The organism is Cohnella endophytica (assembly GCF_003628305.1).
Classification (GTDB): Bacteria; Bacillota; Bacilli; order Paenibacillales; family Paenibacillaceae; genus Cohnella; species Cohnella endophytica.
Genome location: NZ_RBZM01000004.1, coordinates 632016 through 655249, shown reverse-complemented (window position 1 = coordinate 655249; position 23234 = coordinate 632016). Strand labels below are relative to the sequence as shown.

25 protein-coding genes and 1 pseudogene are annotated in these 23234 nt (G+C 53.4%); 2 read left to right on the top strand and 24 right to left on the bottom strand.

Annotation, left to right across the window (positions count from 1 at the left end; translation table 11 throughout):
• Nucleotides 1-17: 17 nt before the first annotated feature.
• The 6 genes from trmD to ylxM form a co-directional block, all read right to left on the bottom strand.
• A complete protein-coding gene (gene trmD, locus D7Z26_RS09600; RefSeq protein WP_120976177.1) occupies nucleotides 18-794 on the bottom strand; it encodes a tRNA (guanosine(37)-N1)-methyltransferase TrmD in 777 nt (258 codons plus the stop codon).
• A 2-nt stretch (nucleotides 795-796) separates the two neighbouring features.
• On the bottom strand, nucleotides 797-1318 hold the full coding sequence (gene rimM, locus D7Z26_RS09595; protein ID WP_120976175.1) for a ribosome maturation factor RimM: 522 nt from the start codon (nucleotides 1316-1318) through the stop codon (nucleotides 797-799).
• Nucleotides 1319-1487: 169 nt separating this feature from the next.
• Nucleotides 1488-1721: a KH domain-containing protein gene (locus tag D7Z26_RS09590; RefSeq protein WP_115990949.1), complete on the bottom strand. Its 234-nt coding sequence runs from the start codon at nucleotides 1719-1721 to the stop codon at nucleotides 1488-1490.
• Nucleotides 1722-1746: 25 nt separating this feature from the next.
• Nucleotides 1747-2019 carry a 30S ribosomal protein S16 gene (gene rpsP, locus D7Z26_RS09585; RefSeq protein ID WP_120976173.1) on the bottom strand — a complete coding sequence of 91 codons (273 nt, stop codon included), beginning with the start codon at nucleotides 2017-2019 and terminating at the stop codon, nucleotides 1747-1749.
• 55 nt (nucleotides 2020-2074) lie between these two features.
• Nucleotides 2075-3454 (bottom strand): signal recognition particle protein, encoded by a 1380-nt coding sequence (gene ffh, locus D7Z26_RS09580; protein WP_120976171.1) that lies wholly within the window; start codon nucleotides 3452-3454, stop codon nucleotides 2075-2077.
• A 49-nt stretch (nucleotides 3455-3503) separates the two neighbouring features.
• Nucleotides 3504-3872: a YlxM family DNA-binding protein gene (ylxM, locus tag D7Z26_RS09575; protein ID WP_407643492.1), complete on the bottom strand. Its 369-nt coding sequence runs from the start codon at nucleotides 3870-3872 to the stop codon at nucleotides 3504-3506.
• A 328-nt stretch (nucleotides 3873-4200) separates the two neighbouring features.
• Between ylxM and D7Z26_RS09570 the strand changes: the two genes are divergently transcribed.
• Nucleotides 4201-4674 (top strand): MarR family transcriptional regulator, encoded by a 474-nt coding sequence (locus tag D7Z26_RS09570; RefSeq protein ID WP_120976167.1) that lies wholly within the window; start codon nucleotides 4201-4203, stop codon nucleotides 4672-4674.
• A gap of 162 nt (nucleotides 4675-4836) precedes the next feature.
• Nucleotides 4837-6072 carry an MFS transporter gene (locus D7Z26_RS09565; RefSeq protein WP_120976165.1) on the top strand — a complete coding sequence of 412 codons (1236 nt, stop codon included), beginning with the start codon at nucleotides 4837-4839 and terminating at the stop codon, nucleotides 6070-6072.
• 10 nt (nucleotides 6073-6082) lie between these two features.
• On the opposite strand, the gene uraD is transcribed toward D7Z26_RS09565, so the two are convergent.
• The 18 genes and pseudogenes from uraD to rpmF form a co-directional block, all read right to left on the bottom strand.
• The gene (uraD, locus tag D7Z26_RS09560) at nucleotides 6083-6595 is read right to left on the bottom strand and encodes a 2-oxo-4-hydroxy-4-carboxy-5-ureidoimidazoline decarboxylase (RefSeq protein WP_120976163.1); all 513 of its coding nucleotides are present in this window, start codon (nucleotides 6593-6595) and stop codon (nucleotides 6083-6085) included.
• Nucleotides 6592-6660: pseudogene (locus D7Z26_RS09555) on the bottom strand (hypothetical protein); the annotation flags it as partial. The pseudogene D7Z26_RS09555 and the gene uraD, both read right to left, overlap by 4 nt.
• Nucleotides 6661-6909: 249 nt before the next feature.
• Entirely contained in the window at nucleotides 6910-7503 is a 594-nt protein-coding gene (locus D7Z26_RS09550; protein WP_158602253.1) for a nucleotidyltransferase family protein, read from the bottom strand.
• On the bottom strand, nucleotides 7463-8545 hold the full coding sequence (locus D7Z26_RS09545; protein WP_120976160.1) for an XdhC family protein: 1083 nt from the start codon (nucleotides 8543-8545) through the stop codon (nucleotides 7463-7465). Before D7Z26_RS09545 ends, D7Z26_RS09550 begins: the two co-directional genes overlap by 41 nt.
• A 16-nt stretch (nucleotides 8546-8561) precedes the next feature.
• Nucleotides 8562-9887, bottom strand: coding sequence for a 5'-deoxyadenosine deaminase (locus tag D7Z26_RS09540; RefSeq protein ID WP_120976158.1), 1326 nt, complete (start codon nucleotides 9885-9887; stop codon nucleotides 8562-8564).
• 2 nt (nucleotides 9888-9889) lie between these two features.
• The gene (locus tag D7Z26_RS27290; RefSeq protein WP_158602252.1) at nucleotides 9890-10045 is read right to left on the bottom strand and encodes a hypothetical protein; all 156 of its coding nucleotides are present in this window, start codon (nucleotides 10043-10045) and stop codon (nucleotides 9890-9892) included.
• A 418-nt stretch (nucleotides 10046-10463) separates the two neighbouring features.
• Complete coding sequence (locus D7Z26_RS09535) at nucleotides 10464-10973, bottom strand: serine O-acetyltransferase (protein ID WP_120976156.1); 510 nt, start codon at nucleotides 10971-10973, stop codon at nucleotides 10464-10466.
• Between the two features lie 268 nt (nucleotides 10974-11241).
• Complete coding sequence (gene ftsY, locus D7Z26_RS09530) at nucleotides 11242-12246, bottom strand: signal recognition particle-docking protein FtsY (RefSeq protein ID WP_120976154.1); 1005 nt, start codon at nucleotides 12244-12246, stop codon at nucleotides 11242-11244.
• A gap of 244 nt (nucleotides 12247-12490) precedes the next feature.
• Nucleotides 12491-16060: a chromosome segregation protein SMC gene (gene smc / locus D7Z26_RS09525; protein ID WP_120976152.1), complete on the bottom strand. Its 3570-nt coding sequence runs from the start codon at nucleotides 16058-16060 to the stop codon at nucleotides 12491-12493.
• A gap of 30 nt (nucleotides 16061-16090) precedes the next feature.
• Nucleotides 16091-16792, bottom strand: a complete 702-nt coding sequence (gene rnc, locus D7Z26_RS09520; protein WP_120976150.1) for a ribonuclease III — start codon at nucleotides 16790-16792, stop codon at nucleotides 16091-16093.
• A gap of 88 nt (nucleotides 16793-16880) precedes the next feature.
• Nucleotides 16881-18119, bottom strand: a complete 1239-nt coding sequence (gene fabF / locus D7Z26_RS09515; protein ID WP_120976148.1) for a beta-ketoacyl-ACP synthase II — start codon at nucleotides 18117-18119, stop codon at nucleotides 16881-16883.
• 101 nt (nucleotides 18120-18220) lie between these two features.
• Complete coding sequence (gene acpP, locus D7Z26_RS09510; protein WP_115990925.1) at nucleotides 18221-18454, bottom strand: acyl carrier protein; 234 nt, start codon at nucleotides 18452-18454, stop codon at nucleotides 18221-18223.
• Nucleotides 18455-18519: 65 nt separating this feature from the next.
• Nucleotides 18520-19266 (bottom strand): 3-oxoacyl-[acyl-carrier-protein] reductase, encoded by a 747-nt coding sequence (gene fabG / locus D7Z26_RS09505; protein WP_120976575.1) that lies wholly within the window; start codon nucleotides 19264-19266, stop codon nucleotides 18520-18522.
• Nucleotides 19267-19311: 45 nt separating this feature from the next.
• A complete protein-coding gene (gene fabD / locus D7Z26_RS09500) occupies nucleotides 19312-20238 on the bottom strand; it encodes an ACP S-malonyltransferase (RefSeq protein ID WP_120976146.1) in 927 nt (308 codons plus the stop codon).
• Nucleotides 20239-20255: 17 nt separating this feature from the next.
• A complete protein-coding gene (locus D7Z26_RS09495) occupies nucleotides 20256-21242 on the bottom strand; it encodes a beta-ketoacyl-ACP synthase III (RefSeq protein WP_120976144.1) in 987 nt (328 codons plus the stop codon).
• Between the two features lie 9 nt (nucleotides 21243-21251).
• The gene (gene plsX / locus D7Z26_RS09490; RefSeq protein ID WP_120976142.1) at nucleotides 21252-22241 is read right to left on the bottom strand and encodes a phosphate acyltransferase PlsX; all 990 of its coding nucleotides are present in this window, start codon (nucleotides 22239-22241) and stop codon (nucleotides 21252-21254) included.
• A gap of 13 nt (nucleotides 22242-22254) precedes the next feature.
• Nucleotides 22255-22830, bottom strand: coding sequence for a transcription factor FapR (gene fapR / locus D7Z26_RS09485; protein ID WP_120976140.1), 576 nt, complete (start codon nucleotides 22828-22830; stop codon nucleotides 22255-22257).
• Between the two features lie 190 nt (nucleotides 22831-23020).
• The gene (gene rpmF / locus D7Z26_RS09480) at nucleotides 23021-23194 is read right to left on the bottom strand and encodes a 50S ribosomal protein L32 (protein ID WP_115990919.1); all 174 of its coding nucleotides are present in this window, start codon (nucleotides 23192-23194) and stop codon (nucleotides 23021-23023) included.
• Nucleotides 23195-23234: the final 40 nt, after the last annotated feature.

Here is a 23234-nt window from a genome sequence, read left to right as displayed (position 1 = left end):
CGTGCGGAATACAACCATTACTTCCTATCTTCGTCCTTCTGCGCACGTTCTATACGTGCCTGCTTAAGCCACTTGCGTTCCTCCGGCGTTAACTCCGCCTGCTCCAACAATTCCGGGCGCCGCTCCAGCGTTCGTTCCAGCGATTGACGTCTCCGCCATTTGCCGATTTCCGCGTGATGACCGGATAACAGCGCATCGGGAACTTTCCAGCCTCGGAACTCAGCGGGACGCGTATAGTGCGGATATTCCAAGAGACCGTCGCTGAACGAATCCGTGACCGCGGACAGCTCGTTGCCGAGTACGCCGGGCAGCAGCCTGACGACCGAGTCGACGACGACCATGGCGGGAAGCTCCCCCCCCGTTAGGACATAGTCCCCGACCGACAGCTCGTCCGTCACGAGAAACTCGCGTATGCGCTCGTCGTAGCCCTCGTAGTGGCCGCAAATGAAGATCAAGTGCGACTCCTCGGACAACTCCCGTGCGATCTCCTGAGAGAACGTCTTCCCCTGGGGACACATGAGGATAACTCGCGGTTTCTTTCCTTCGGCCGTTAGCTCGGCTTGTTGCTCGAGAACGTGTTCGACCGCTCCGAATATGGGCTCCGCCTTGAGCACCATGCCTCCGCCTCCGCCATACGGCATATCGTCCACCGTATTGTGCTTGTTATTCGAGAAGTCGCGGAAATTAACGGTGTTCAGCGAGACGATCCCCTTATCGCGGGCCTTGCCGAGAATGCTCGAACCGAACACGCCGTCGAACATTTCCGGGAATAATGTCATTACGTCGATCCGCATGTCTAGAGCAACCCTTCCATCAGGTGCACTTTGATCTTGCGAGCGGATACGTCTACATTCAGCACGACGTCGTCGATGACCGGCAGAAGCAGCTCCTTGCCCTTCGCCATCTTGACTACCCATATATCGTTCGCGCCCGGCGACAAAATATCCGTGACGGTACCGAGTATTTCGCCCTCTTCGGTCTCGACCTCGCAGCCCACGATATCGCGCACGTAATATTCGCCTTCGTCTAACGGCACGCGTTCTTCGTCGGAAACCTTCATTTCCCAGCCTTTATATTTTTCCACTTGGTTGATGTTATCGAAGCCCTTGATCTTGACGACGTACATCTTCTTCTGTTCGCGCGCGGAAACGATCTCGACCGTAATCGGATCTCCGGATTCCGGCGGGACCATCATCAGTTTATTGCCCGGCTTAAACCGGACTTCCGGGAAATCCGTCTGCGGCCAAATTTTCAATTCCCCTTTGATGCCATGCGTATTCACTACTTTACCTATGTTGAGCAAGCGCCCGTCGGACATGGATGTAACTCCCTTCAACTCTTCAAGCCACAATCTTCTTTCTTCATCATAAAGCACCCGGGACGTTTTTCGCAAACCTATGTATGATGTCCTCCGATTATGCGGACTTAAAGGCGACGCATATGAAAAAAGCCGCACCATGCTTGAGCACGATACGACTCTTTACCGATTATTCCGAAACTATGTCCACGATGACGCGCTTCCGCTCCTTGACGGCGGCGGAAGAGACTACCGTACGCAGCGCTTTCGCGATGCGTCCCTGCTTGCCGATTACTTTACCGACATCGTCGGGATGAACGGAAAGCTCGTACACCAGGCCTCTCGCGTCTTCCTTGACCTGAATTTGCACGTCTTCCGGATGATCCACCAAAGCTCGGGCGATAACCCGAATCAATTGTTCCATGGCTCAGCCCTCCGGTAATTGACGATTACTTCTGGAGCTTGGATTCGTGGAATTTCTTCATAACGCCGGCTGTGCTCAGAAGGTTGCGAACTGTATCGGACGCTTGCGCGCCGTTTTGCAGCCATTTCAAAGCTTTTTCCTCGTCGATTTGTACTTGAACCGGTTGAGCAACCGGATTGTACACGCCGATTTCTTCAATAAAACGACCATCGCGCGGGGAACGGGAATCCGATACGACTACGCGATAAAACGGAGCTTTATGAGCGCCGATACGTTTCAAACGAATGCGAACTGACATTGACTTTCACCTCCTTGAAAAAAATGCGATGCCTATTCGATGTCCTAAGCGGAACTTAGAACGGGAACTTCATGCCTTTGCCGCCGCCGAGCATGTTTTTCAGGCCCTTCATGCCGCCCTTCGGTCCTTTCGGACCCATCATGCCGGAGAACTGTTTCATCATCTTCTTCATGTCCTCGAATTGCTTCAGGAGACGGTTCACGTCGGCCAGCGTCGTTCCGCTTCCCGCGGCGATCCGCTTGCGACGGCTGTAGTTGATGATGTCGGGTTTTTTCTTCTCCGCCTTCGTCATCGACTTGGCGATCGCTTCGGTGCGGGCGATCTGCTTCTCGTCGATCTTGAAATTCGGATTGTTCTTGAGCTTGCCCATGCCGGGCATCATATCGAGCAATTGCTCGAGCGGGCCCATCTTGCGGACTTGCTCCATTTGCTCCAGGAAGTCGTCGAAAGTAAAGTCCGCGGTGCGCATCTTGCGCTCCATTTCCTTCGCTTTCTCCGCATCCATGTTCGTCTGGGCTTTCTCGATCAGGGATAACATATCTCCCATTCCGAGAATCCGCGAAGCCATCCGATCCGGATGGAACGCCTCCAACTGATCGATTCGTTCGCCCGTGGACGCGAATTTGATCGGGCAACCGGTAACGGCTTTGACGGACAAGGCGGCTCCGCCGCGGGTATCGCCATCGAGCTTCGTCAGGACGACGCCCGTGAGCGCAAGCTGTTCGTGGAAGCTCTGGGCTACGTTAACGGCTTCTTGACCGGTCATCGCGTCGACGACAAGCAAAACTTCGTCGGGGTTTACCGCGGTGTGAATATCTTTGATCTCTTGCATCAGCTCGGCATCGATCTGCAAGCGGCCGGCGGTATCGATCAGAACATAATCGTGTCCTTGATCTTTGGCCTGCTGGACGCCCTTCTTGGCGATCTCGACGGGACTGACCTGATCGCCGAGCGTAAATACCGGAACGTCGATCTGTCCTCCGAGCACTTGTAATTGCTTGATCGCGGCCGGACGGTAAATATCGCCCGCGACGAGCAACGGCTTATGGCTCTGCGATTGCAACAGCTTGGCCAGCTTGCCGGTTAGCGTCGTTTTACCGGCGCCTTGCAAACCCGCCATCAGGATGACCGTCGGAGGCTTGTTCGCCTTCGCCAGCTTCGACTGCGTGCCGCCCATGAGCTCGGTCAGTTCCTTATTGACGATGTCGATGATGACCATCGCGGGGGTGAAGCTCTTGACGACCTCTTGCCCTAGTGCCTTCTCTTTCACCTTGGCGATGAAGTCCTTGACGACTTTGAAGTTAACGTCCGCTTCCAGCATGGCGAGGCGAACCTCGCGCATCGCGTCGTTGACGTCGTCCTCCGTTACTTTACCTCGGCCCTTCAGCTTGCCGAACACGTTCTGCAGCCGGGTCGATAATCCTTCGAAAGCCATTTCCCATCCCTCCTTCGGAACGGTTGTTCATTCATATCTATCGATTGTGTTATTCCGCGTTACGCAGCTTGGCGGCGGTTTCCGTTAGCGACTCGCGCCATTCGTTCGGAAGGCCGGCGATTTGCGTTTCCAGTAAGTCAATGCCCGCATGCAACCGTTCGTGGCGGTCGATGAGCTTCAGCTTGGATTCGTAATCCTCCAACACCTGCTCCGCCCGCTTCAAATGCTCGTACACCGCTTGCCTGCTAATCCGGAAATCTGCGGCGATCTCGCCTAACGTATAATCATCGTGAAAATAACATTTCAGGAACGTTTGCTGTTTGTCGGTTAACAAAGGTCCGTAAAAATCGTACAACGCATTGATTCGGTTCGTTTTCTCAAGCGCGTTCTCCCCGTGCACAATGGCTGCTCCCTTCATTCCCCAGCGGCCGCTTCCGCGCTTCCGACGATCCGGCCCGCGCTCGCTTAATCCGCTAATTCATTGTCAAGGAAAAACCCTTTACAATATCGGTGCTTCAACCATATTACCCAATCGCCGATAGGATGTCAAGGGAAAACACTTAACACTAAATACTTAATAAGTTGAACCTGAAAATAACCACGGTATTACTCAGTACTTAGACGCTTTTGGTTCTCTTTTTTCACGTAAAGCTCAATTCCTAAAATAATTATTACTAATATTGCTGAAACGGAAACAATAATTCAATATACTATTGTTAATTCACCGACGGGTGGGAGGACAGGCGATGAAAAAAGAAGATCAGGTCCTGATGGGTTTCAGGGACTTATATAACAAGATAGTTTGGCTTAATAAAAATAAGATGGAAGATAGTCTTAAGGGTTATACGTCCTCTGAAGTACACTGCATCGAGTATATTGAAAAAAATGCGGATTCCAACGTGACAAAACTCGCGGAGTCCTTTTATATGACTCGCGGCGCCATAAGTAAATTAACTCAGAAGCTCATAAAAAAAGGCCTTATCGAGAGCTACCAGAAATCGGATAACAAGAAAGAAATCTATTTTAGGCTTACCGCGCAAGGGAAAGTAATTGATAAAATCCATGAGGACCTGCACAAAGAGTTTCAAGAGCGGGATAAAGCCGTATTCGAGCAGGTAACCGAGGAACAATTCGACAGTATGCTAAGCTTCGTGGAAAAGTATAGCAGGCATTTGGATGCAGTAATAAAGAAACAGGGTCTAGACATGAAGTCGGAATAACTTTGAATCATCAATTTGAAACCACAGGCAGCCCAACTCTTTGGAGAACAGGCTGCTTTTTTATTGCAGCCATTTTGTTGACAAGGAAACAAAGTCGAGATACGATGATTATGTTTCCAAGGAATCAAAATTCAAAATCGCAACTTCTGAGGGGAGAATTTAATGTTCAAATTTGGATCGAGCAATAAACAGAACACAGAACAAACCGTAGATAAACACGCTTTAATATTCGGTCTTATCTCCGTGTTTCTTTGCGGAATAGGCTTCAGTATCATAGCACCTGTCGTCCCATTCTTAGTACAGCCTTATATTAGCAATCCGGGAGAACAAGCTATAGTCGTTACGCTGCTGACCTCTGTTTATGCATTCTGTGTGTTTTTCGCGGCTCCCGTACTTGGAGCTTTGAGCGACAAATATGGCCGCCGCCCCTTACTCTTAGTATGCCTTTTGGGTTCCGCGATCGGGTATATCGTTTTTGGCATAGGAGGAGCTCTGTGGGTACTATTTGCCGGGCGCATAATAGAAGGCATAACAGGCGGGAGCATTGGCACCATCTTCGCCTATTTCGCCGACATCATTCCTCCAGAACAGAGAACCAAATACTTTGGATGGGTGAGTGCGGTTGTAGGCGTAGGCACAGTCATTGGTCCGACTCTAGGCGGGTTGCTTGCCAAGTTCGGTTATTCCGTACCCCTGTATTTTGGAGCATTCATAACTTTATTGAATGTCGTTTATGGATTCTATTTTATGCCCGAGAGCCTTAGTAAGAATAATAGACTGAAAGAGATTACCTTTGTAAGACTGAATCCATTTACCCAGCTCGCAAACCTTCTTTCCATGAAAAACTTAAAAAGGCTGCTTGTCTCAGCGTTCTTGCTTTGGATACCGAACGGATCTTTACAGGCCGTTTTTTCACAATTTACGATGGATACTTTCAGTTGGAAACCTGCGCTAATCGGACTTATGTTTTCGATCATGGGCATCCAAGACATCGTTTCACAAGGCTTCATCATGCCGAAGCTTTTGATAAAACTCAGCGATAAACAGATAGCGATGCTTGGAATGGTTGCGGAGATTATAGGTTACGGACTTATCGCAGCCTCGGCTTTGTTCTCGTTCTTCCCTCTTTTTATCGCCGGTATGTTTATATTTGGATTTGGCGATTCGATCTTCGGGCCTTCATTCAACGGAATGCTTTCCAAGTCCGTCGATTCTAGCGAACAAGGAAGGATTCAAGGAGGCAGCCAATCTATTCAGGCTTTAGCCAGAATGATCGGGCCAATCATCGGAGGGCAAATCTATGTATCGCTTGGTCATTCCGCACCTGCTTTTATGGGCATGATCCTTATAGCAGCTGCAATACCGGTTCTATATAAGAGAAAGCATGTAAAGATATAAACCGAGGATATTAGACTTCCAACAAATCTTCCAACCGGAATCCCGTAATTTTCGCGATTTCCCCGAGCGCGGTATCCCGCTCCTCCGCGACGATATGATGAATCCGGATTTTCATCGCCAATAAAATCTCGTTTTTGCTTTTTCCCTTGACCGCCATAATGAACGGGAACCCGAATTTCTCCGTATATTCACGGTTGTAAGCGGCGAACTCCTCGTATTCTTCATGCGTCAGCTGACTCAGTCCCGCTCCTTGCTGTTCGGCAGCGGAATATTCCGTCACTTCCAATCGGGTCGCCAGATCGGGATGCCCGCGGAACAATGCCAATATCGTTTCCTCCGGGGCTTCCTTGACGATACCGATCATCCGATCATGGAGCTGTTTGCGGGTTTTGAACGGGCGGTGCTCCCAAGCGCCTTCCGCTACCCATGGCGCATTCTCGAAAATACCCCCAAGAACTTCGATAAATTGATCTTTGCTCATCTTGCTAATCACGAGCATCGGAATGCCCGGTTTCGTTCTCATGACTTAATCCTCCCTTGTATAGCAGCCCGATGGACGGAACGGACGATTTCGCCGTAGCCGGTACATCTGCATAGGTTACCCGATAATGCTTCTCGTTTTCCTCCGCGGTAAGCTCTTCGTTGGCCTCGACTTCGATCTCACCGCTAAGATCGGCCCATGTCGGAATCATATACGTATCTAGATTTCGGGTCAACTGATGGATTTCTACGGTCTCTGCGCTGAAATCCATATGGGCGTTCGCCGCGAGTTGACCGAATTGCTTGCAAATTTGACGCATCTCATCCGACGCCAGATCGCTCTTCCTTGTTGCCCCCTTACTTAATCAAACCCGCACAACATCGCCGCGCTTCTTCGAAATCTTGCCGCGTATCGATGTCTAATAACATTAGTCCGCTAGATGCCTGCACCACCTCCCCCCTGTATCGGGGAGAAGACAGCAACTTACGCGCTCCAGCATCTCCTTCGAGCTCGCTTAATGCTTTATACATCGAAGGAGCGAACAGCACCGGAGGAACCGCGATTGCATCGCCGGCGCAGGCGACGAAATCCAATCGGCGATCGTCTTGATAGGTTTGAATTAAGCCGTCAATCAAATCAGGCGTAATAAAAGGTTGATCGGCTAGAGCGATAATGATCGCATCCGGGTGTACCTCCGCCGCCAGAACATCGCTTAAACCGGCGCGAAGCGAATATGACATTCCGTAGGCGGCGTCTGGACAAGGAACGATTCTGAGCGACGGATCATCGGCTTCATCGTCCGGGAGCCAGCTCCGTTCTTCACGTACGTCTTGCTCTTTGACGACGACGGAGATCGATCCGATCCGCTTGTTTGCGCGCATCGCCTCCAGCGCGAACGAGCCCAGCTTTTTACCGGGAGCAAGTTCCATGCGTAGCTTCGGTATGAACATCCTCTTGCTCGCTCCAGCAGCCAAGTACATTCCCGCGACTCGCAATGGTGCTCACTCTCCGATCCTTCATTCGTTCTTTTCTTGTCGCAATGAGCTGAGCCACTATGCTTACGGCGATTTCCTCCGGCCCTTCCGCTCCGATGTCGAGGCCTACGGGCGCGGATACGAGAGTAAACTCGCTCTTCGTTAATCCTTCAAGCAAATGACCGATACGACTCTTGGAGCCCATTATTCCGAGAAAGGCAGGTCGGATCGGCAGCACGCATTCCAGCATCTCCCGATCCTTGCGAAGTTGATGACCGCAGATGAGCACATAATCCTCCGAGCCAAGCCGGAGCGAATCCATGATTTCTTCCCGCGATCCCACGGCGATCTCGGCATCCGGATACCTCTCGGAATTGGCCACTGAAGCTCTCCAATCTCCGATCGCGATACGGAAGCCGACCTGGCCGGCCAGTCTCGCGATCGGCAAGGTGCCTTCGTCCGCTCCGAAAACGAACAGTCTCGCACGCGGTCTGAATACGGTAGAAAACAATGATTCGCTCCCTTGCTTCGTTTGCTTCGTTTGCTTCGTTTGCCCGCGATCCTGAGCCAAAGGGATACCGTCGAAAAGACGCGGCACGAGCTCGTATTCGAGCTTCCTCCTTGCGGAGGAATAGCGAAGCCATTCGACCTCCCTGCCGGATTCGACAATCCGATAAGCATCGGCGAGCATCGACATACAATCGGAGCCAAGCGGCTCCAGCAGTATCCGAAGCATGCCACCGCATCCGATGGCCTCTCCCCAGATCGCATCCTCTTCGGGCTGCAAATTATAAGTAACAATCTCGGCTTCGTCAGAGATAAGGAGTTGTTCGGATCTGAGTTGAAGATCGGCCTCCAAGCAGCCCGAGCTTAAGCATCCGATCTTCCCCCCATCCGGAAGCAACAGCATCGTCGCGCCCGGCTTGCGATAGGAATGTCCTTGCGCGTGAACGAGGGTCGCAAGCACGGCAGGTTTTCCGACGCGATGCGCATAGGACAAGACGGCGTATCCATCCATTGCGTTCTCTCCTCGATTAGCCGATTCTGTTCAACAAACCGCGAAGCGCGCGATCCGACTCCTTTAACACGCGTTTGCGGTCGATCGTCTTAACGATTTTGCCCCTCATAACGATTTCTCCATCGATCATCACGGTATCCACGTCTCCCCGGGTAGCCGCATAGACGACTCTGGAAAACCAATCCGCGTCATAGGACGGATAAGCATGGAAATCTTCCAGGTCTAGAATCTGAAGATCGGCTAGCTTACCGACTTCGATGCTTCCGATTTCTTCCTCCATTCCGAGCACCTCGGCTCCGCCCATCGTCGCCATTCGCAGCACCGTCCTCGCGTCCATGACCGTAGGGCCGTGCTGAATTTTTTGGATAAAAGCGGTCAAGCGCATTTCTTGGAACATATCGAGATTGTTGTTGCATGGAGCTCCGTCGGCACCAATGCCGACGGGGATGCCCTCCCGCATCAATTCCGGCACTTGGGCGATCCCCGAAGCCAACTTCATGTTGGAGCCGGGACAATGCGTCACCTTAACGCCGCGTTCGCGTATAATCCGTTTCTCTTCGTCGTCGAGCCAAATGCTATGGGCGAGAATAAGATTCGGACGCGCCAAACCGATATGATCCAAGTAAACAACGTTTCGCATGCCTCGCTCGGCTTCCACCAATGCGATCTCGTCTTTATTTTCCGAAGCGTGCGTATGCACCTTAACATTATATTGCTCCGATAAGTCCCTTACTCCTACGAGCAGCTCCTCTGTGCAAGAGACGACGAATCGCGGACAGAACGCGTATTGGATGCGTCCGTTAGCCGCGCCGTGCCAGCGTTCGAGCAGATCGACGCTTTGCCGGAGCGACGTCTCCGTGACCTCCTGCAACGCTAGCGGGACTTCCGTCCCATAATCCATCATCACTTTGCCGGACAATGCACGCAAACCGCTTTCCTCGATCGCCCGAAAAGCCGCATCCGTATGATGAACGGTTTCCATGTCCAGAATCGTCGTTGTACCGCTTCGGATGAGCTCCCCGATTCCTAGCAAAGCAGAGTAGTATACCGAGTCTTCGTTGTGCGCGGCTTCGAGAGGCCATATTTTCTGGCGGAGCCAGTCGATTAACGCCAAATCGTCCGCCCGTCCCCGAAACAAAGTCTGGCACAAGTGAATATGAGTTTGCACGAATCCGGGAAGCAACACCTTGCCCCCGGCGTCGATGATTTCGTCCGCTTCGAACTCTAGTTCGCTCCCGATCGCCATAATGACGTTACCCGCGATTGCCACGTCGCCTTCGAGCACCTCGTTGTTGTCGTTCATTGTCATGATTACCGCATTTCGAATCAATTTCGTCTTCATGCTTATCCGCCCTCTCCAAGTTGCATGTGCCTACTTTCTAACCGTTTGCGATCGAACAAGTACGATTCGCGATTCAATAATGCCAGAACCTTCCAAGCTTGATGCCAAGTCCCGCCGATCCGCATTCGCTCGATAAAGCTTGCTCGTCCGTTATACACATGGACGTTCCTCCCCTTGCAAGCTAATCTTGGCAAATGGCCCTCCCTAAACGATTATGTGAATTATAAGTAAATATATATAACATAATATAGCTGTTAATGATCGTTTGCAATTATAATGTAATATATTATTACATAGAATGCTTGTTGTAAGAAAAGGATACATTACTACGCTCCACGCCGGGCAGCGCGGACGACCACTTACTTAGACCTTAAGGGTCCGGATTGTCCAAAGCCTCATTTCATGTTGTACGTGCGAGCTTGATCAACGTATTACGGAATTTATGGTTAGATTACATAACATATGAGTTGATTTTTAGCAAAAATACATTTTTCCGGAGGAACGACAAAAAAGCCCTGTCGACACGAGGTCGATAAGGGCGTTTCCGTATTACGGGTTAGGAGCGGCGTTCATTCTTTAACATTTCTGTTCGTTCAATTGAGTATTTTTCTTATGGATTTTTGCTGGATTTCCGACCGCTAATGAATAGGGTGGCATACTTCTGGTAACAACGCTATTCGGCCCAATCACCGAGTCGCGACCGATCGTGACCGCACCTAGAATAACGGCTCCGGCACAGACGACTACGTTTTCTTCTAAGATAGCATGTAATCTTTTATTTGAATTTATATCTTTAAACTTGGCTCCGATCGTTACATTTTGCATAATTTTGCAATTCGGACCTATTTCGGCTGTTTCACCTATAAAAACGCCCCCATGAACGATCTCTGCCGTGCGATGGATTTTTGCGCCAGGTCCAATTGCCGTACCCGATAAGATATGATTAAAAGAAGTTACTACCGAAGCCATTCTTTTGAAATTGCGATTCCAGAAAAAATAAGCGATTTTATGAATGTTCGTGCCTCGATACCCGGGATCATGACTAAATCTGAATACGCTACGCGCAATTCTCATTAATCTCGACATTGTTCTTCCGCCCTATTATGAAATATGATCTACTCCTATCATTTTACATAAATTAGGGAATTCGGCAACTTTAATGTGATATGCTGAGCAATTTATCATAAATAACCTATATCTCGACCTAATGAGCCTTCTAAAAAGCGAGAAAATAGGGAAATCAGAACGCAGAAACGACGGGATATCCGTGTTTATTCCACGATACCCCGTCGTTTGCAGTTTGAAGCTTTTCAATATCGAAATCTAGCCCGATGAATGGCAATGCGAATTATTCTTAATCGTTTTCTTTGTTGCCATTGTCCTCGGTTCCGGCCATGCCGGCGAATAAGGCATGCACGAATTGATCGGCGTCGAATTGCTGGAGGTCGTCCATCTGCTCGCCCAATCCGACGAACTTCACCGGAAGCGACAATTCGTTGCGGATCGCGATCACGATGCCGCCTTTGGCCGTTCCGTCGAGCTTCGTGAGCACGAGTCCGGTGACCCCGCTTTTCTCTCCGAATAGCTTCGCCTGCTGAAGCGCGTTCTGTCCAGTCGTCGCGTCGAGCACGAGCAGCGTTTCATGCGGCGCGCCCGGAATTTCGCGTTGGATGACCCGATGGATTTTGGCTAGCTCCTCCATCAGGTTGTTTTTGTTCTGCAAGCGTCCTGCCGTATCGCAGATCAGGATGTCGACGTTTTGTTTTTTGGCCGCTTGTACGGCATCGAACATAACGGCCGCCGGATCGGAGCCCGACTCTTGCCTAATCACGTCAACGCCGACGCGCCCGCCCCAAACTTCCAGTTGCTCGATGGCGCCGGCCCGGAACGTATCTCCCGCGGCTAGCAGTACCTTCTTACCCTGTTGCTTGTATCGCCAAGCGAGCTTGCCGATCGTCGTCGTTTTCCCGACACCGTTAACGCCAACGAATAAGATCACCGTAATCCCGTCGGCGTTCTCTTTCATGCCGACTTCATCGCCGGAGCCTTGCAGCATTCCTACGAGCTTCTCCGAGAGGATCGGACGGAGCTCGGACGGCTCCTCGATCTTGCGCTTCTTCACTTCCGCGCGCAGCTCGTCGATCAATCCCATGACCGTGTTGACGCCAACGTCGGCGCCGATTAGGATCTCTTCGAGCTCCTCGAAAAATTCCTCGTCGATTTTCTTGCGGCGGCTGAACAACTCCTCCACCTTGCCGACGAACGCATCGCGCGTCTTCGCCAGCCCGTCGCGGAACTTGCTCGTTACCGCTTCGGTCTTCGAAGCGATGCTTTCCCGCAATCTCTTAAAAAAACTCATGCTCGATTCCTCCAACCTATCTCTCTATCGCAACTACATAATATATGCAAGCTTGTTAGCTACTTCCGCGGATTTAGCGGCCTCGGAGGGCCTTATTTCCACTCTTGGTGCTACTTTTGCGGAATTAGCGGTCTCGGAGGGCCTTATTTCGGCTCACTGAGCTACTTCCACGGATTAGCGGTCTCGGAGGGCCTTATTTCAGCTCACGGAGTCACTTCCGCGGAATTAGCGGCCTCGGAGAGCGCTAAGCCGTGGCCGTCATCTCTTCCGTTTCCTCCAGGCGGACGGATACGAGCTTCGATACGCCGCCCTCTTCCATCGTTACCCCGTAGAGCACGTCGGCTTCCTCCATCGTCCCTTTGCGGTGGGTAACGACGATGAATTGCGTCGAATCCGAGAATTCGCGCATGTACTGCGCATAACGGGCAACGTTCGCCTCGTCGAGCGCCGCTTCGACTTCATCGAGTACGCAGAACGGCACGGGCTTGACGTTAAGAATCGCGAATAGCAACGCGATCGCCGTCAGCGCGCGCTCGCCCCCGGACAGAAGCTGCAGGTTCGTCAGCTTCTTGCCCGGCGGTTGGGCGACGATGTCGATGCCCGTATCGAGCGGACGATCCGGCTCGACGAGCACGAGATCGGCTCGACCGCCGCCGAACATCCGGGAGAATACGACGACGAAATGCTTGCGGATTTCCTCGAATGTCGTGCGGAACCGCTTAGACATCTCTTCGTCCATCTCGCGAATAATGCCATGCAGCTTCGTCTTCGCTTCGATCAAATCGTTCTCTTGCTCCGAGAGGAAATCGAATCGCTCGGATACCCTTTTGTATTCCTCGATAGCTCCCAAGTTCACGTCGCCGAGCGAGGAGATTTTGCGTTTCATGTCGCGAACTTCGTTCTGGGTTGCGACGATGTCTTCCGGCATCGGATAGCGCGCTTTGGCGAGCTCGAATCCGATCTCGTATTCCTCGGTCAGCTTGCGCAGCAAGTTGTCGAGTTCGACATCCATCCGGTTGACCGCGATCTCGGCTTGGCGCATGCCTTCTTCGACGTTCCGCAATTTCGCGCGCTGATCCTTCGTCTCGCCTTCCTTGCGCTCGAGCTCGCGGTGTTTCTCCGCGCGGTCCGCTCTCTTGAACTCGATGTTTTCCGTGAATTGCTTCTTCTGAATGCGGAGCTCGTTCAGACGTTCGCGATGCTCGACCGACTCTTGCTCGGTACGCGCGGATTCCGCCTCGTTATGCTCGAGCGATTCCCTGAATTGCTTGCGTTCCGCCGTGAGACGGGCAATGTCGGCGCGATGGCGTGCCGATTGCTCGTCAAGCGCGCTGCGATCCTGCTCCATCCGCGCGATGGAAATCTTGATCTCAGTGAGCGCCGCTTGCAATTCTTCCTTGGCCGACGCGCTCTTGCGGCGCAATTCCTCCGCTTCAAGCATTCGTTCTTGAATGCGCTGCTCTTCTGCCGTCAGAGTCGCAAGCCGAGCTTCCGCCTCTTCCTTGCTCGTACGCAGACCGCCTGCTTCCGCTTCGAAAGCCGCTTTCTCTAAGTGCAAGGCCGCATGCTGCTCGGCGATAAGCTTCTCGTCCTGTTTCAGTTGCGCGCTTTCTCCGGCCGTCTGCTGCTCCCGCAGCCGCTCTTGCTCCCCTTGGTCGCGGAGTTGTTCGATATTTTGAGCCGTCTGGGCCAATTCTTTCCTTAAGTCGTCAGCTAACGCCTTCGCTTGTTCCCTTGCGACTTCCGCTTCCTTGATTTCCCGTTCAAGCTCCTCGAGCTGCCGTTGGCGACCTAGTAAGCTGGACGACTTCTTCTGCAGGCTACCTCCCGTCATCGATCCCCCGGCGTTAACGACATCGCCGTCGCGAGTAACTACGCGGTAACGGTATTGCAGTCTGGATGCGATCCGGTTCGCCAACTCCAGTGACTCGGCGATAAGCACGTTGCCGAGCATGCTGCTGACGATCGCGGCATATTTCGGTTCGGATCCGACGAGTTCGGAACCCACGCCGATAAAGCCTTCGGCTTGCTCCAAGACGCGGCGATCGCTATCCGACAAACTCCTTGGTCGAATAACGTCGAGCGGCAAGAACGTGGCCCGCCCCGATTGCCGTTGTTTCAAATAAGCGATCGCCGTTCGCGAGCTTTTCTCGTCTTCCATGACGATATGCTGCAAAGCCGCTCCGAGCGCGGTTTCGATCGCGACTTCCAGATGCCCCGGAACGCTGACCAACTCCGCTACCGCGCCATGCACGCCATGCAGATTTCCGCGTTTGGACGCTTTAAGCACTTCCCGAACGCCGTGTTGGAAGCCGTCGTAATCGTTCTGTAGCTCCTTGATCGTATCGCGACGCGAGACTAGCGCATCCTTCTTCTGCTCGCAGCGGCGCACCGATGCTTGCGCTTCCTCCAGCTTGCGCTGCAGTTCGCCCGATCGTGCGCCTTCCGCCACGTACCGGTCGCGCACCTCGGCGAGCGTGCGCGTCACTTCGGCGATTCGCTCTTCGAGGCGCTCGCGTTTTCCCTGCAGCGCTTCCGTCTGCTCGAGAAGCTTCGCTTCCTCTTCCGCGATCCGCGCGACGCGGCGCTCCAACGCTTCCCGCTGGCCGTCGCCGTAACGGATATCGTTCCGGGCCTGCGCCATCGCGTTTAACGTGTCGAACAGCTCCGCTTTCAGACGCTCTTCGACTTCCGTGCTTCCGTCCGCGAGAGCGAGCCGATCTTCCTCGTCCGCCAGCTTCGCGGAAGAAGCGGATAACTCCGCCTCCAATACCGAGCGTTTATTCCGCAGATCGGCTTCTTCCGCCGTCGCTTGCGCGAATCGCTCTTCCGCGGAAGCCAGCGATTGCTGCAACCCTTCGCGAGTGCGGGTCAAATGTCCGCGGCGTTCGTTCAACAGCTCGACGTAACCTTCCGATTTCTCGGTTTCTTCGCTGCAGCGAAGCAGCTCGTCCTGCAATCTCTCGAGCAGCTCTTCGAGCTGAACGAGAGCTTGCCGTTCCTCTTCCAGAATCGCGTCATGCTTGCTTACGAACGTAGACAAGCCCAACTGCTCTTCGCGCAACGCCGTCAGACGTTCGTTCGTCTGAGTCCAAGACGTGTGCACGCCTTCGATCTGATGAACGTATAACGCGATTTCTTTATTTTTCAATTCCTCTTTTAACTTCTTGTAGGCTTCGGCTTTCTCCGATTGCTCCTTGAGCGGGTCGATCTGGACCTTCAGCTCGCTGACGAGGTCATGGATCCGCAGCAAGTTGTTTTCCGTATCTTCGAGCTTCTTCTGGGCTTCCTTCTTACGGCTCTTATACTTGACGATCCCGGAAGCCTCTTCGAAAATGCCGCGGCGGTCCTCGGAACGCGTACTCAAGATTTCTTCGATACGGCCTTGTCCGATGATCGAATATGCCTCGCGGCCGATCCCCGTGTCCATGAACAACTCGGTAATATCCTTAAGCCGGCAAGGTTGCTTATTGATTAAGTACTCGCTTTCCCCGTTCCGGTGAACGCGACGGGTAACCGTTACCTCGCTGAAGTCCAGCGGTAACACCTTATCCATATTATCCAGCGTCAAGGAAACCTCGCCGAAATTAACCGCTTTACGGGAATCGCTGCCCGCGAAAATAATGTCCTGCATGTTGCCGCCGCGAAGAGACTTCGCGCTCTGTTCCCCGAGTACCCAGCGGATACCGTCGGAAATGTTGCTCTTACCGCTGCCGTTCGGTCCGACGACCGCTGTAATTCCACGCACGAATTCCAATTCGGTACGATCGGCGAAAGACTTGAACCCAGTCAGCTCGATTCTTTTCAAAAACATAAGGACAAATACTCCTCTCGAGTCGTTCTCTTAACCGGGAAACGGCTTGGGAAAAGTCGTAAGCGCCTGCGATGCCGCCCTTTGCTCCGCTTCCTTCTTCGAACGTCCGGATCCCTGCCCGAGACGCTGATTGCCGATGGAGACGACCGATACGAACTCACGGTCATGCGCGGGACCTTTCTCTTCCACGATCGTGTAATCCAGCGCTCCCATCGAAAGCTGTTGGATCTTTTCTTGCAGTTCGGTTTTGTAATCCTTAAGCGGAGCTTGCCCGTCGACCGGCAATTGCTCGAACATGTGCCGTTCCAGAAAATTGCGCGCGGCTTCCAACCCCTGATCCAAGTACAGAGCTCCTAAGAACGCTTCGAAAGCGTCCGCAAGCAACGACGGCCGCGTACGACCGCCGGTTTGCTCCTCCCCTTTGCCCAGCAGCACGACCTGCCCGAATTCGAGCGCCTCGGCAAAACGGACAAGCGACGGTTCGCAGACGATACTCGCCCGCAACCGGGTCATTTCCCCTTCGGGAGAATCCGGATAACGACGGTACAAATATTCCGACACGGTCAACTGAAGCACCGCGTCTCCGAGAAACTCGAGCCTCTCGTTGTGCGCGATCCGCGCCCCTCGCTGCTCGTTAACGTAAGACGTATGCGTGAACGCTTGTCTAAGCAACGCGGAATTGCGAAAAGTCACGTTGATGCGTTCTTGCAATCGCTGTAAACCATCCTGCATGATTTCCCACCTCGAGTTGCGCCCGATGTCCCGCATAAACAACCGACGCAGACAGCATATGCCGCCTGCGTCGACGTTCACGCGCTTATTAGGCTTCGTATTTACGCATAATGATCGTTGCGTTGTGACCGCCGAATCCGAAGGAGTTCGACAATGCCACTTGCACGTCCGCTTCCCGCGGAGTGTTCGGAACGAAATCGAGATCAAGCTCCGGATCTTGATTGTCCAAGTTAGCCGTTGGAGGAATGATTCCCTTCTCCAACGTCAACGCGAGTACAACCGCTTCCACGCCGCCGGCTGCGCCGAGCAAATGCCCCGTCATCGACTTCGTCGAGCTGACCGCGAGCTTATAAGCGTGATCTCCGAATACTTTTTTCACGGCTAACGTTTCGGACTTGTCGCCGACCGGCGTCGATGTCCCGTGCGCGTTAATATAATCTATCGCGTTCGGATCGATGCCCGCATCTTTGAGCGCTTTGCTCATGCTGCGCGCCGCGCCTTCCGGATCGGGTTCGGTCATGTGGAACGCGTCGCCGCTCATGCCGTATCCGATTACTTCGGCGTAGATATGCGCGCCGCGAGCTACTGCATGCTCAAGCGATTCCAGAATCACTACTCCGGAACCCTCTCCCATGACGAACCCGTCGCGATCCACGTCGAACGGACGGCTTGCTTTCTCCGGCTCGTCGTTGCGGGTGCTCATCGCTCTCATCGAGCAGAAACCCGCCATGCCGATCGGACGAATCGTCGCTTCCGCGCCGCCGCAGATCATAACGTCCACGTCGCCGCGTTGAATCATTTTGAAGCTATCTCCGATGGAGTGAGTTCCCGTCGCGCAGGCCGACACGACAGCCGTGTTCGGTCCTTTGGCGCCCGTGGTGATCGAGATTTGGCCGCTGGCCATGTTCGCGATCATCATCGGAATGAAGAACGGACTAACGCGTCGCGGGCCTTTCTCCATCAAGATCGTATGCTGGTCTTCCCATGTGCCCAGTCCGCCGATTCCCGATCCTACGATAACGCCAACCCGTTCAGGGTCGACATTCTCGCCGATGAGGAGCTTGGCGTCCTCGACCGCGAGCTTGCTCGCGGCGACTCCGAATTGCACGAAGCGGTCCATTTTGCGGGATTCTTTTTTGTCGATATATGCACCAGGATCGAAATCCTTGATTTCTGCGGCAATCTTCGTTGTATACTCGCTCGTATCGAAAGCTTCGATCGAGCTGATGCCAGACTTTCCGTTCAACAGATTGTTCCAGAACGTTGGCAAATCCGAACCTAGGGACGTAACGACCCCCATACCTGTGACGACAACACGCTGTGTCAAAACCTATTCACCTCTTCAGGGTATTCATCCCCGCTTCGGAGCGTGAAGCGGCGCCTTAAATGTGCAGAAGTCCCGTCGCGATAACGGGACCCGGTCGATCATTACGCATGAGATTGTATGTATTTTACGACTTCTCCCACCGTTGTGATCTTCTCTGCATCCTCGTCTGAAATCTCCAAGTCGAATTCGTCTTCGAGTTCCATAACGAGTTCTACCACATCGAGAGAGTCAGCGCCTAAGTCGTCTTTGAAGGATGCTTCGGCTGTTACCTCTGCCTCTTCAACACCTAGGCGTTCGATAACGATGCGTTTTACACGTTCTTGTACATCGGACATCCGGTTCACCTCCCTTAACGTATTATACGTGAATCATGGACAAAAAGCCATACCGCCTAACCAACCTACATGTACATTCCGCCGTCGACGTGAATCGTTTGGCCGGTCATGTATGAGGCGGCATCGGAGGCTAAATAAATGACGGCCGCCGCGATGTCCTCGGGACGGCCCATGCGGGCCAGAGGGATTTCTCCCAACATTTTCTCGCGAAGATCCGCGGGGATTTTGTCCGTCATATCCGACTCGATGAAACCGGGCGCGACGACGTTAGCCGTGATTCCGCGCGAAGCCAGCTCCTTGGCTACCGATTTCGTCATGCCGATTACTCCGGCTTTGGAAGCGACGTAGTTCGCTTGTCCCGCGTTTCCGAGAACTCCTACTACGGAAGAGATGTTGATAATCCTTCCGGAGCGTTGTTTCATCATCGGGCGCGTTACGGCTTTGACGCCGTTGAATACGCCTTTCAGATTCGTCTCGATGACTTCGTCGAATTCCGATTCCTTCATTCTCATAATGAGGTTGTCTCGGGTAATGCCCGCGTTATTCACGAGAATATCCAGCTTGCCGAACGCTTCGAGCGTCTTGGCAACCATCTCTTCGAATTCCGCCGACTTGCCGACGTTCGCCTTAATGACGATCGCTTTGCGTCCGAGCGCTTCCACGGCTTTCGCCGTCTCCGCCGCAGCGGCTTCGCTGCCCGAGTAGTTGATCGCCACGTCGGCCCCGGCTTCCGCGAGCGCAATCGCGATCGCGCGACCGATACCGCGTGACGCCCCGGTTACGAGAGCGCTTTTTCCGTTTAGATCCCACATCGCCATTATCGGTTCACCCTCTCGATCATTGTCGCAGTTTCGAACTCATTGCGCAACCGCGGCAGCCGCGGACGCGCTGTTGACCGAAATGACCTGCGCGGATTTGTCGATTTTCTTGATTAAACCGGCTAGAACGGTGCCTGAACCGATCTCGACGAACGTATCGACGCCTTCGCCGATCAAGTATTTCACCGTATCTTCCCATTGAACCGGAGATACGACCTGTTGCACGAGCAAGTTCCGAAGCTCGTCGCCGGACGTGACCGGTTGGGCGTGTACATTGGCGATTACCGGAACAGCCGCGTCGTTGAACGCGACTTTGGCGAGCTCCGCCGCCAAGTTATCGGCCGCCGGCTGCATGAGCGACGAATGGAAAGGTCCGCTCACGTCCAGCGGAATGACCCGCTTGGCGCCCGCTTCCTTGCCGCGTTCGCCGACCGCGGCTACGCCCTCGGCGGACCCGGAAACGACGATCTGGCCCGGACAGTTAACGTTGGCCAGTTCCACAAGGCCGCCTGTCGCGGTAATATCCGCGCATAACGCTTGCAACGTTTCGCGTTCAGCGCCGAGTACGGCCGCCATCGCGCCTTGGCCGCTAGGCACGGCCTGCTCCATGAACTGGCCGCGCGCGCGGACGAGCCGCAGCGCGTCTTCGAAAGCGAGTACGCCCGCCGCTACGAGCGCGCTATATTCGCCGAGCGAATGACCCGCCACGTAGTCCGGCTTGATGCCTTGCGCCTTGTACATCTCGAGCAAGGCCACGCTCGTCGCAAGCAATGCCGGTTGCGTGTTCGCCGTCTGGCGAAGCTGCTCGTCCGGTCCTTCGAACGCGAGCTTCGTCAACGGAAAACCGAGCACCTCGTCCGCCCGATCGAAGATCGCGCGGGACGCATCGTTGCTTTCGTACGCGTCTTTCCCCATGCCTACCGCTTGAGCGCCTTGGCCGGGAAACACAAATGCGATTTTACCCAAATCATTCTCTCCTCTGCTTACCAGATCAATACCGAAGCGCCCCAAGTAAGTCCGCCGCCAAAGCCGACGAGCACCAAGCAGTCGCCTTCGTTCACTCTGCCTTCCTCGACCGCTTCCGCCAATGCGAGCGGAATCGATGCCGCGGACATGTTTCCGTAACGATCCAGATTGATCATGGCTTTATCTTCGGATAAGTTCAGCCGCTCGAGCGCGGATTGGATGATACGAATATTGGCTTGATGAGGAATAAGAAGATCGATGTCCGCTTTCGTATAACCGGCGTGAGCCAATGCTTCCTCGGCCGCGCTCCCCATGACGCGCACGGCGAACTTGAACACGTCGCGTCCGTTCATTTCGATAAAATGACGCTTTTCGTTCACCGACTGCTCGGACGACGGCAAGCGCGATCCGCCACCGCAAATGCGAAGAAGATCTCCGCCGGCTCCATCGGCTCCCAGCTTGAACGACTTAAAGCCCCGTCCTTCCGGCACTTGACCGAGAACGACCGCGCCAGCGCCGTCGCCGAACAAAATCGACGTGTTGCGATCGGTGTAGTCCGTAATTCTCGATAAGCATTCCGCGCCTACAACGAGAACGTGCTTGTACATTCCCATCTTTATGAATCCGGTCGCGTTCGCCAAGCCGTAGATAAATCCGGAGCAAGCGGCGGATAGATCGAAAGCGGCCGCGTTCTTAGCGCCGAGCTTTTCTTGCAGCAGGCACGCCGTGGACGGGAAAAACATGTCCGGCGTAATGGTTGCCACGATGATCAGATCGATCTGGTCCGCGGTAAGCCCCGCCGCTTGAAGTGCTTGGAGCGACGCCTCGTAAGCAAGATCCGATGTCGCTTGCTCGGGAGCGGCGATTCTTCTTTCGCGCATACCCGTCCGGCTAACGATCCATTCGTCGTTCGTATCTACCATTTTCTCAAGATCCTGATTCGTTAAGCGGCGTTCGGGAACGTATTTGCCCGTTCCGAGAATGCCTACGGAAATCTCATTCATGGGTCTCTCTCACTTTCCGCTGAATTCGTCGACGATTGCCGCGATCAGTCTGTTGCCGATTGCCGTGCGGGTTTGCCTGATCGCCGTCTTCATCGCCTTGGCGTCCGAAGAGCCATGCCCTTTGACGACCAACCCGTTAATGCCGAGCAACGGCGCTCCATTGTATTCATTGTAATCCATTTTGTCTCTTACGCGGCGAAAACTTGGTTTAAGCATGCCTGCAGCCAACTTGGAAGTAAAAGTCGACATTAATTCCCCGCGAAGTAGCGTAAATATCGCGGATGCCGCGCCTTCGATCGACTTGAGCATGATGTTCCCCGAGAAGCCGTCGCATACGAGAATATCGCACGGCCGTTCCAGCACGTCTCGGGATTCCACGTTGCCGACGAAATTAATCGGAGCCTGCTCGAGCATTTCGAATGCGGTCTTCGTCAACTCGTTCCCTTTGGACGCTTCGGTGCCTACGTTAAGCAAGCCTACGCGCGGTTCGCGGATGCCATGCACCTTATTACGGTACAAGCTTCCCATGAGCGCGTATTGAACGAGGTGCTCCGGTTTGGCGTCCATGTTGGCTCCCATATCGAGAGCCAGTATTCCTACGTTATCGAGCGTTGGGAATATCGCGGCCAAGCCCGGACGTTCGATTCCTTTCAGTCTTCCGACGACGAGCAGCCCCGTGGCCATAAGCGCGCCGGTATTCCCGGCGGAGATCATCGCGTCGGCTTTGCCTTCCTTCACCAAACGTCCGGCCACGACCATCGAGGAATCCGTTTTGCGCCGTACGGCTTTAACCGGCTCGTCCTCGCTGCCGATTACTTCGAGCGCGCTTTCGATCGTAATGCTGCTAGGAGCTTTTGGTCCCAGTAGAGGTTGAAGCACTTCCGGATCGCCGACCAGAATCAAATGCGTATCCGGCCATTCGGCAGCCGCTGACAAAGCGCTTTCGACCTGAGCGTGCGGCGCGTTGTCGCCGCCCATGGCATCTATGGCAATCCGCATGAGCTACACTCCTTTATGATTTCGATTCTCCCGCGGATCTATAAATAATAAAGTTCCCTTGAAACACCATTTCCTCGCCTACATATGTAAACACTTCTACTTTTGCTTTGCCTTTAAGTTCCCCGCTCGTTCTAACGTATGCTTTCGCAATACATTTTTCTCCCAAACGCGCTGGACGCACGAAACGAATATCGGCCGAAGCCGTTAACGCGATTTCATCGTTGATGACCGCGACGGCAAGCGAATTCGCTTGCGCGAATACGTGATGTCCCCGGGCGATGCCCGAACGGGAAAATACGTGCTCATCGCTGATCTCGAACAAGGAAATCCCGCTTTTGTCCAATTGCAAGTCGAGAATATCCCCGATCACTTCATGCAAAGGCAACGAACGCACGGAATCGTAAGAACGTTCGGCCATAAGCTTTAGTCTTTCCCTAAGCTCGGGTATAGCCAATTCAAGCCTGTCCAGACGGATCGTCTGGATGCTGACCTTAAGCTGCCGCGTCAGTTCCCGGTCGGTGAGAAATGGGTTCTCGTCCAAAAGCCTGCTTAACTGCTGATGACGCTGACGTTTAGGAAGCCGTTCCATACCCACCACCGCGCTTTCCTGTTTAGAAATAAGCTTTTCGAGCTTAATATTTGTAGATAACCTTTAATACCTGGTGCCAAAAAGAGTATAAAGAAAAACGCGCCGGTATGCAACGAACGCATGAAACGGCATCACGGACTGCATGCAGCCGAATGCGTTTCCCCGTCGTGAACCCTGACGCGTCTAAGCTTTATTGCTTGATGATTTCGCGCGATTTGTAAGTACCGCACACTTTGCATACGCGGTGCGAAATTTTCAACTCTCCGCATTGCTCGCATTTCACCATACCAGGAACTACCAACTTAAAGTGCGTCCGGCGTTTGTGTTTGCGGGCTTTCGATGTCTTCGCAAAAGGGACTGCCATTGCTGCCACCTCCTTATCAGGTCCGAGTCGCTTTCGGCTA

Bases quoted from the DNA above. Each gene is read 5' to 3' on its own strand.
- D7Z26_RS09565 (WP_120976165.1), top strand. From the start codon at position 4,837: ATGTTCAAATTTGGATCGAGCAATAAACAGAACACAGAACAAACCGTA.
- D7Z26_RS09550 (WP_158602253.1), bottom strand. From the start codon at position 7,503: ATGTTCATACCGAAGCTACGCATGGAACTTGCTCCCGGTAAAAAGCTG.
- rpmF (WP_115990919.1), bottom strand. From the start codon at position 23,194: ATGGCAGTCCCTTTTGCGAAGACATCGAAAGCCCGCAAACACAAACGC.
- uraD (WP_120976163.1), bottom strand. From the start codon at position 6,595: ATGAGAACGAAACCGGGCATTCCGATGCTCGTGATTAGCAAGATGAGC.
- acpP (WP_115990925.1), bottom strand. From the start codon at position 18,454: ATGTCCGATGTACAAGAACGTGTAAAACGCATCGTTATCGAACGCCTA.
- D7Z26_RS09590 (WP_115990949.1), bottom strand. From the start codon at position 1,721: ATGGAACAATTGATTCGGGTTATCGCCCGAGCTTTGGTGGATCATCCG.
- ylxM (WP_407643492.1), bottom strand. From the start codon at position 3,872: ATGAAGGGAGCAGCCATTGTGCACGGGGAGAACGCGCTTGAGAAAACG.
- D7Z26_RS09495 (WP_120976144.1), bottom strand. From the start codon at position 21,242: ATGAATGAGATTTCCGTAGGCATTCTCGGAACGGGCAAATACGTTCCC.
- ffh (WP_120976171.1), bottom strand. From the start codon at position 3,454: ATGGCTTTCGAAGGATTATCGACCCGGCTGCAGAACGTGTTCGGCAAG.
- rpsP (WP_120976173.1), bottom strand. From the start codon at position 2,019: ATGTCAGTTCGCATTCGTTTGAAACGTATCGGCGCTCATAAAGCTCCG.
- rimM (WP_120976175.1), bottom strand. From the start codon at position 1,318: ATGTCCGACGGGCGCTTGCTCAACATAGGTAAAGTAGTGAATACGCAT.
- D7Z26_RS09540 (WP_120976158.1), bottom strand. From the start codon at position 9,887: ATGAAGACGAAATTGATTCGAAATGCGGTAATCATGACAATGAACGAC.
- D7Z26_RS09535 (WP_120976156.1), bottom strand. From the start codon at position 10,973: ATGTCGAGATTAATGAGAATTGCGCGTAGCGTATTCAGATTTAGTCAT.
- D7Z26_RS09545 (WP_120976160.1), bottom strand. From the start codon at position 8,545: ATGGATGGATACGCCGTCTTGTCCTATGCGCATCGCGTCGGAAAACCT.
- fabG (WP_120976575.1), bottom strand. From the start codon at position 19,266: ATGTGGGATCTAAACGGAAAAAGCGCTCTCGTAACCGGGGCGTCACGC.
- plsX (WP_120976142.1), bottom strand. From the start codon at position 22,241: ATGCGGATTGCCATAGATGCCATGGGCGGCGACAACGCGCCGCACGCT.
- ftsY (WP_120976154.1), bottom strand. From the start codon at position 12,246: ATGAGTTTTTTTAAGAGATTGCGGGAAAGCATCGCTTCGAAGACCGAA.
- D7Z26_RS09570 (WP_120976167.1), top strand. From the start codon at position 4,201: ATGAAAAAAGAAGATCAGGTCCTGATGGGTTTCAGGGACTTATATAAC.
- smc (WP_120976152.1), bottom strand. From the start codon at position 16,060: ATGTTTTTGAAAAGAATCGAGCTGACTGGGTTCAAGTCTTTCGCCGAT.
- trmD (WP_120976177.1), bottom strand. From the start codon at position 794: ATGCGGATCGACGTAATGACATTATTCCCGGAAATGTTCGACGGCGTG.
- fapR (WP_120976140.1), bottom strand. From the start codon at position 22,830: ATGGAACGGCTTCCTAAACGTCAGCGTCATCAGCAGTTAAGCAGGCTT.
- rnc (WP_120976150.1), bottom strand. From the start codon at position 16,792: ATGCAGGATGGTTTACAGCGATTGCAAGAACGCATCAACGTGACTTTT.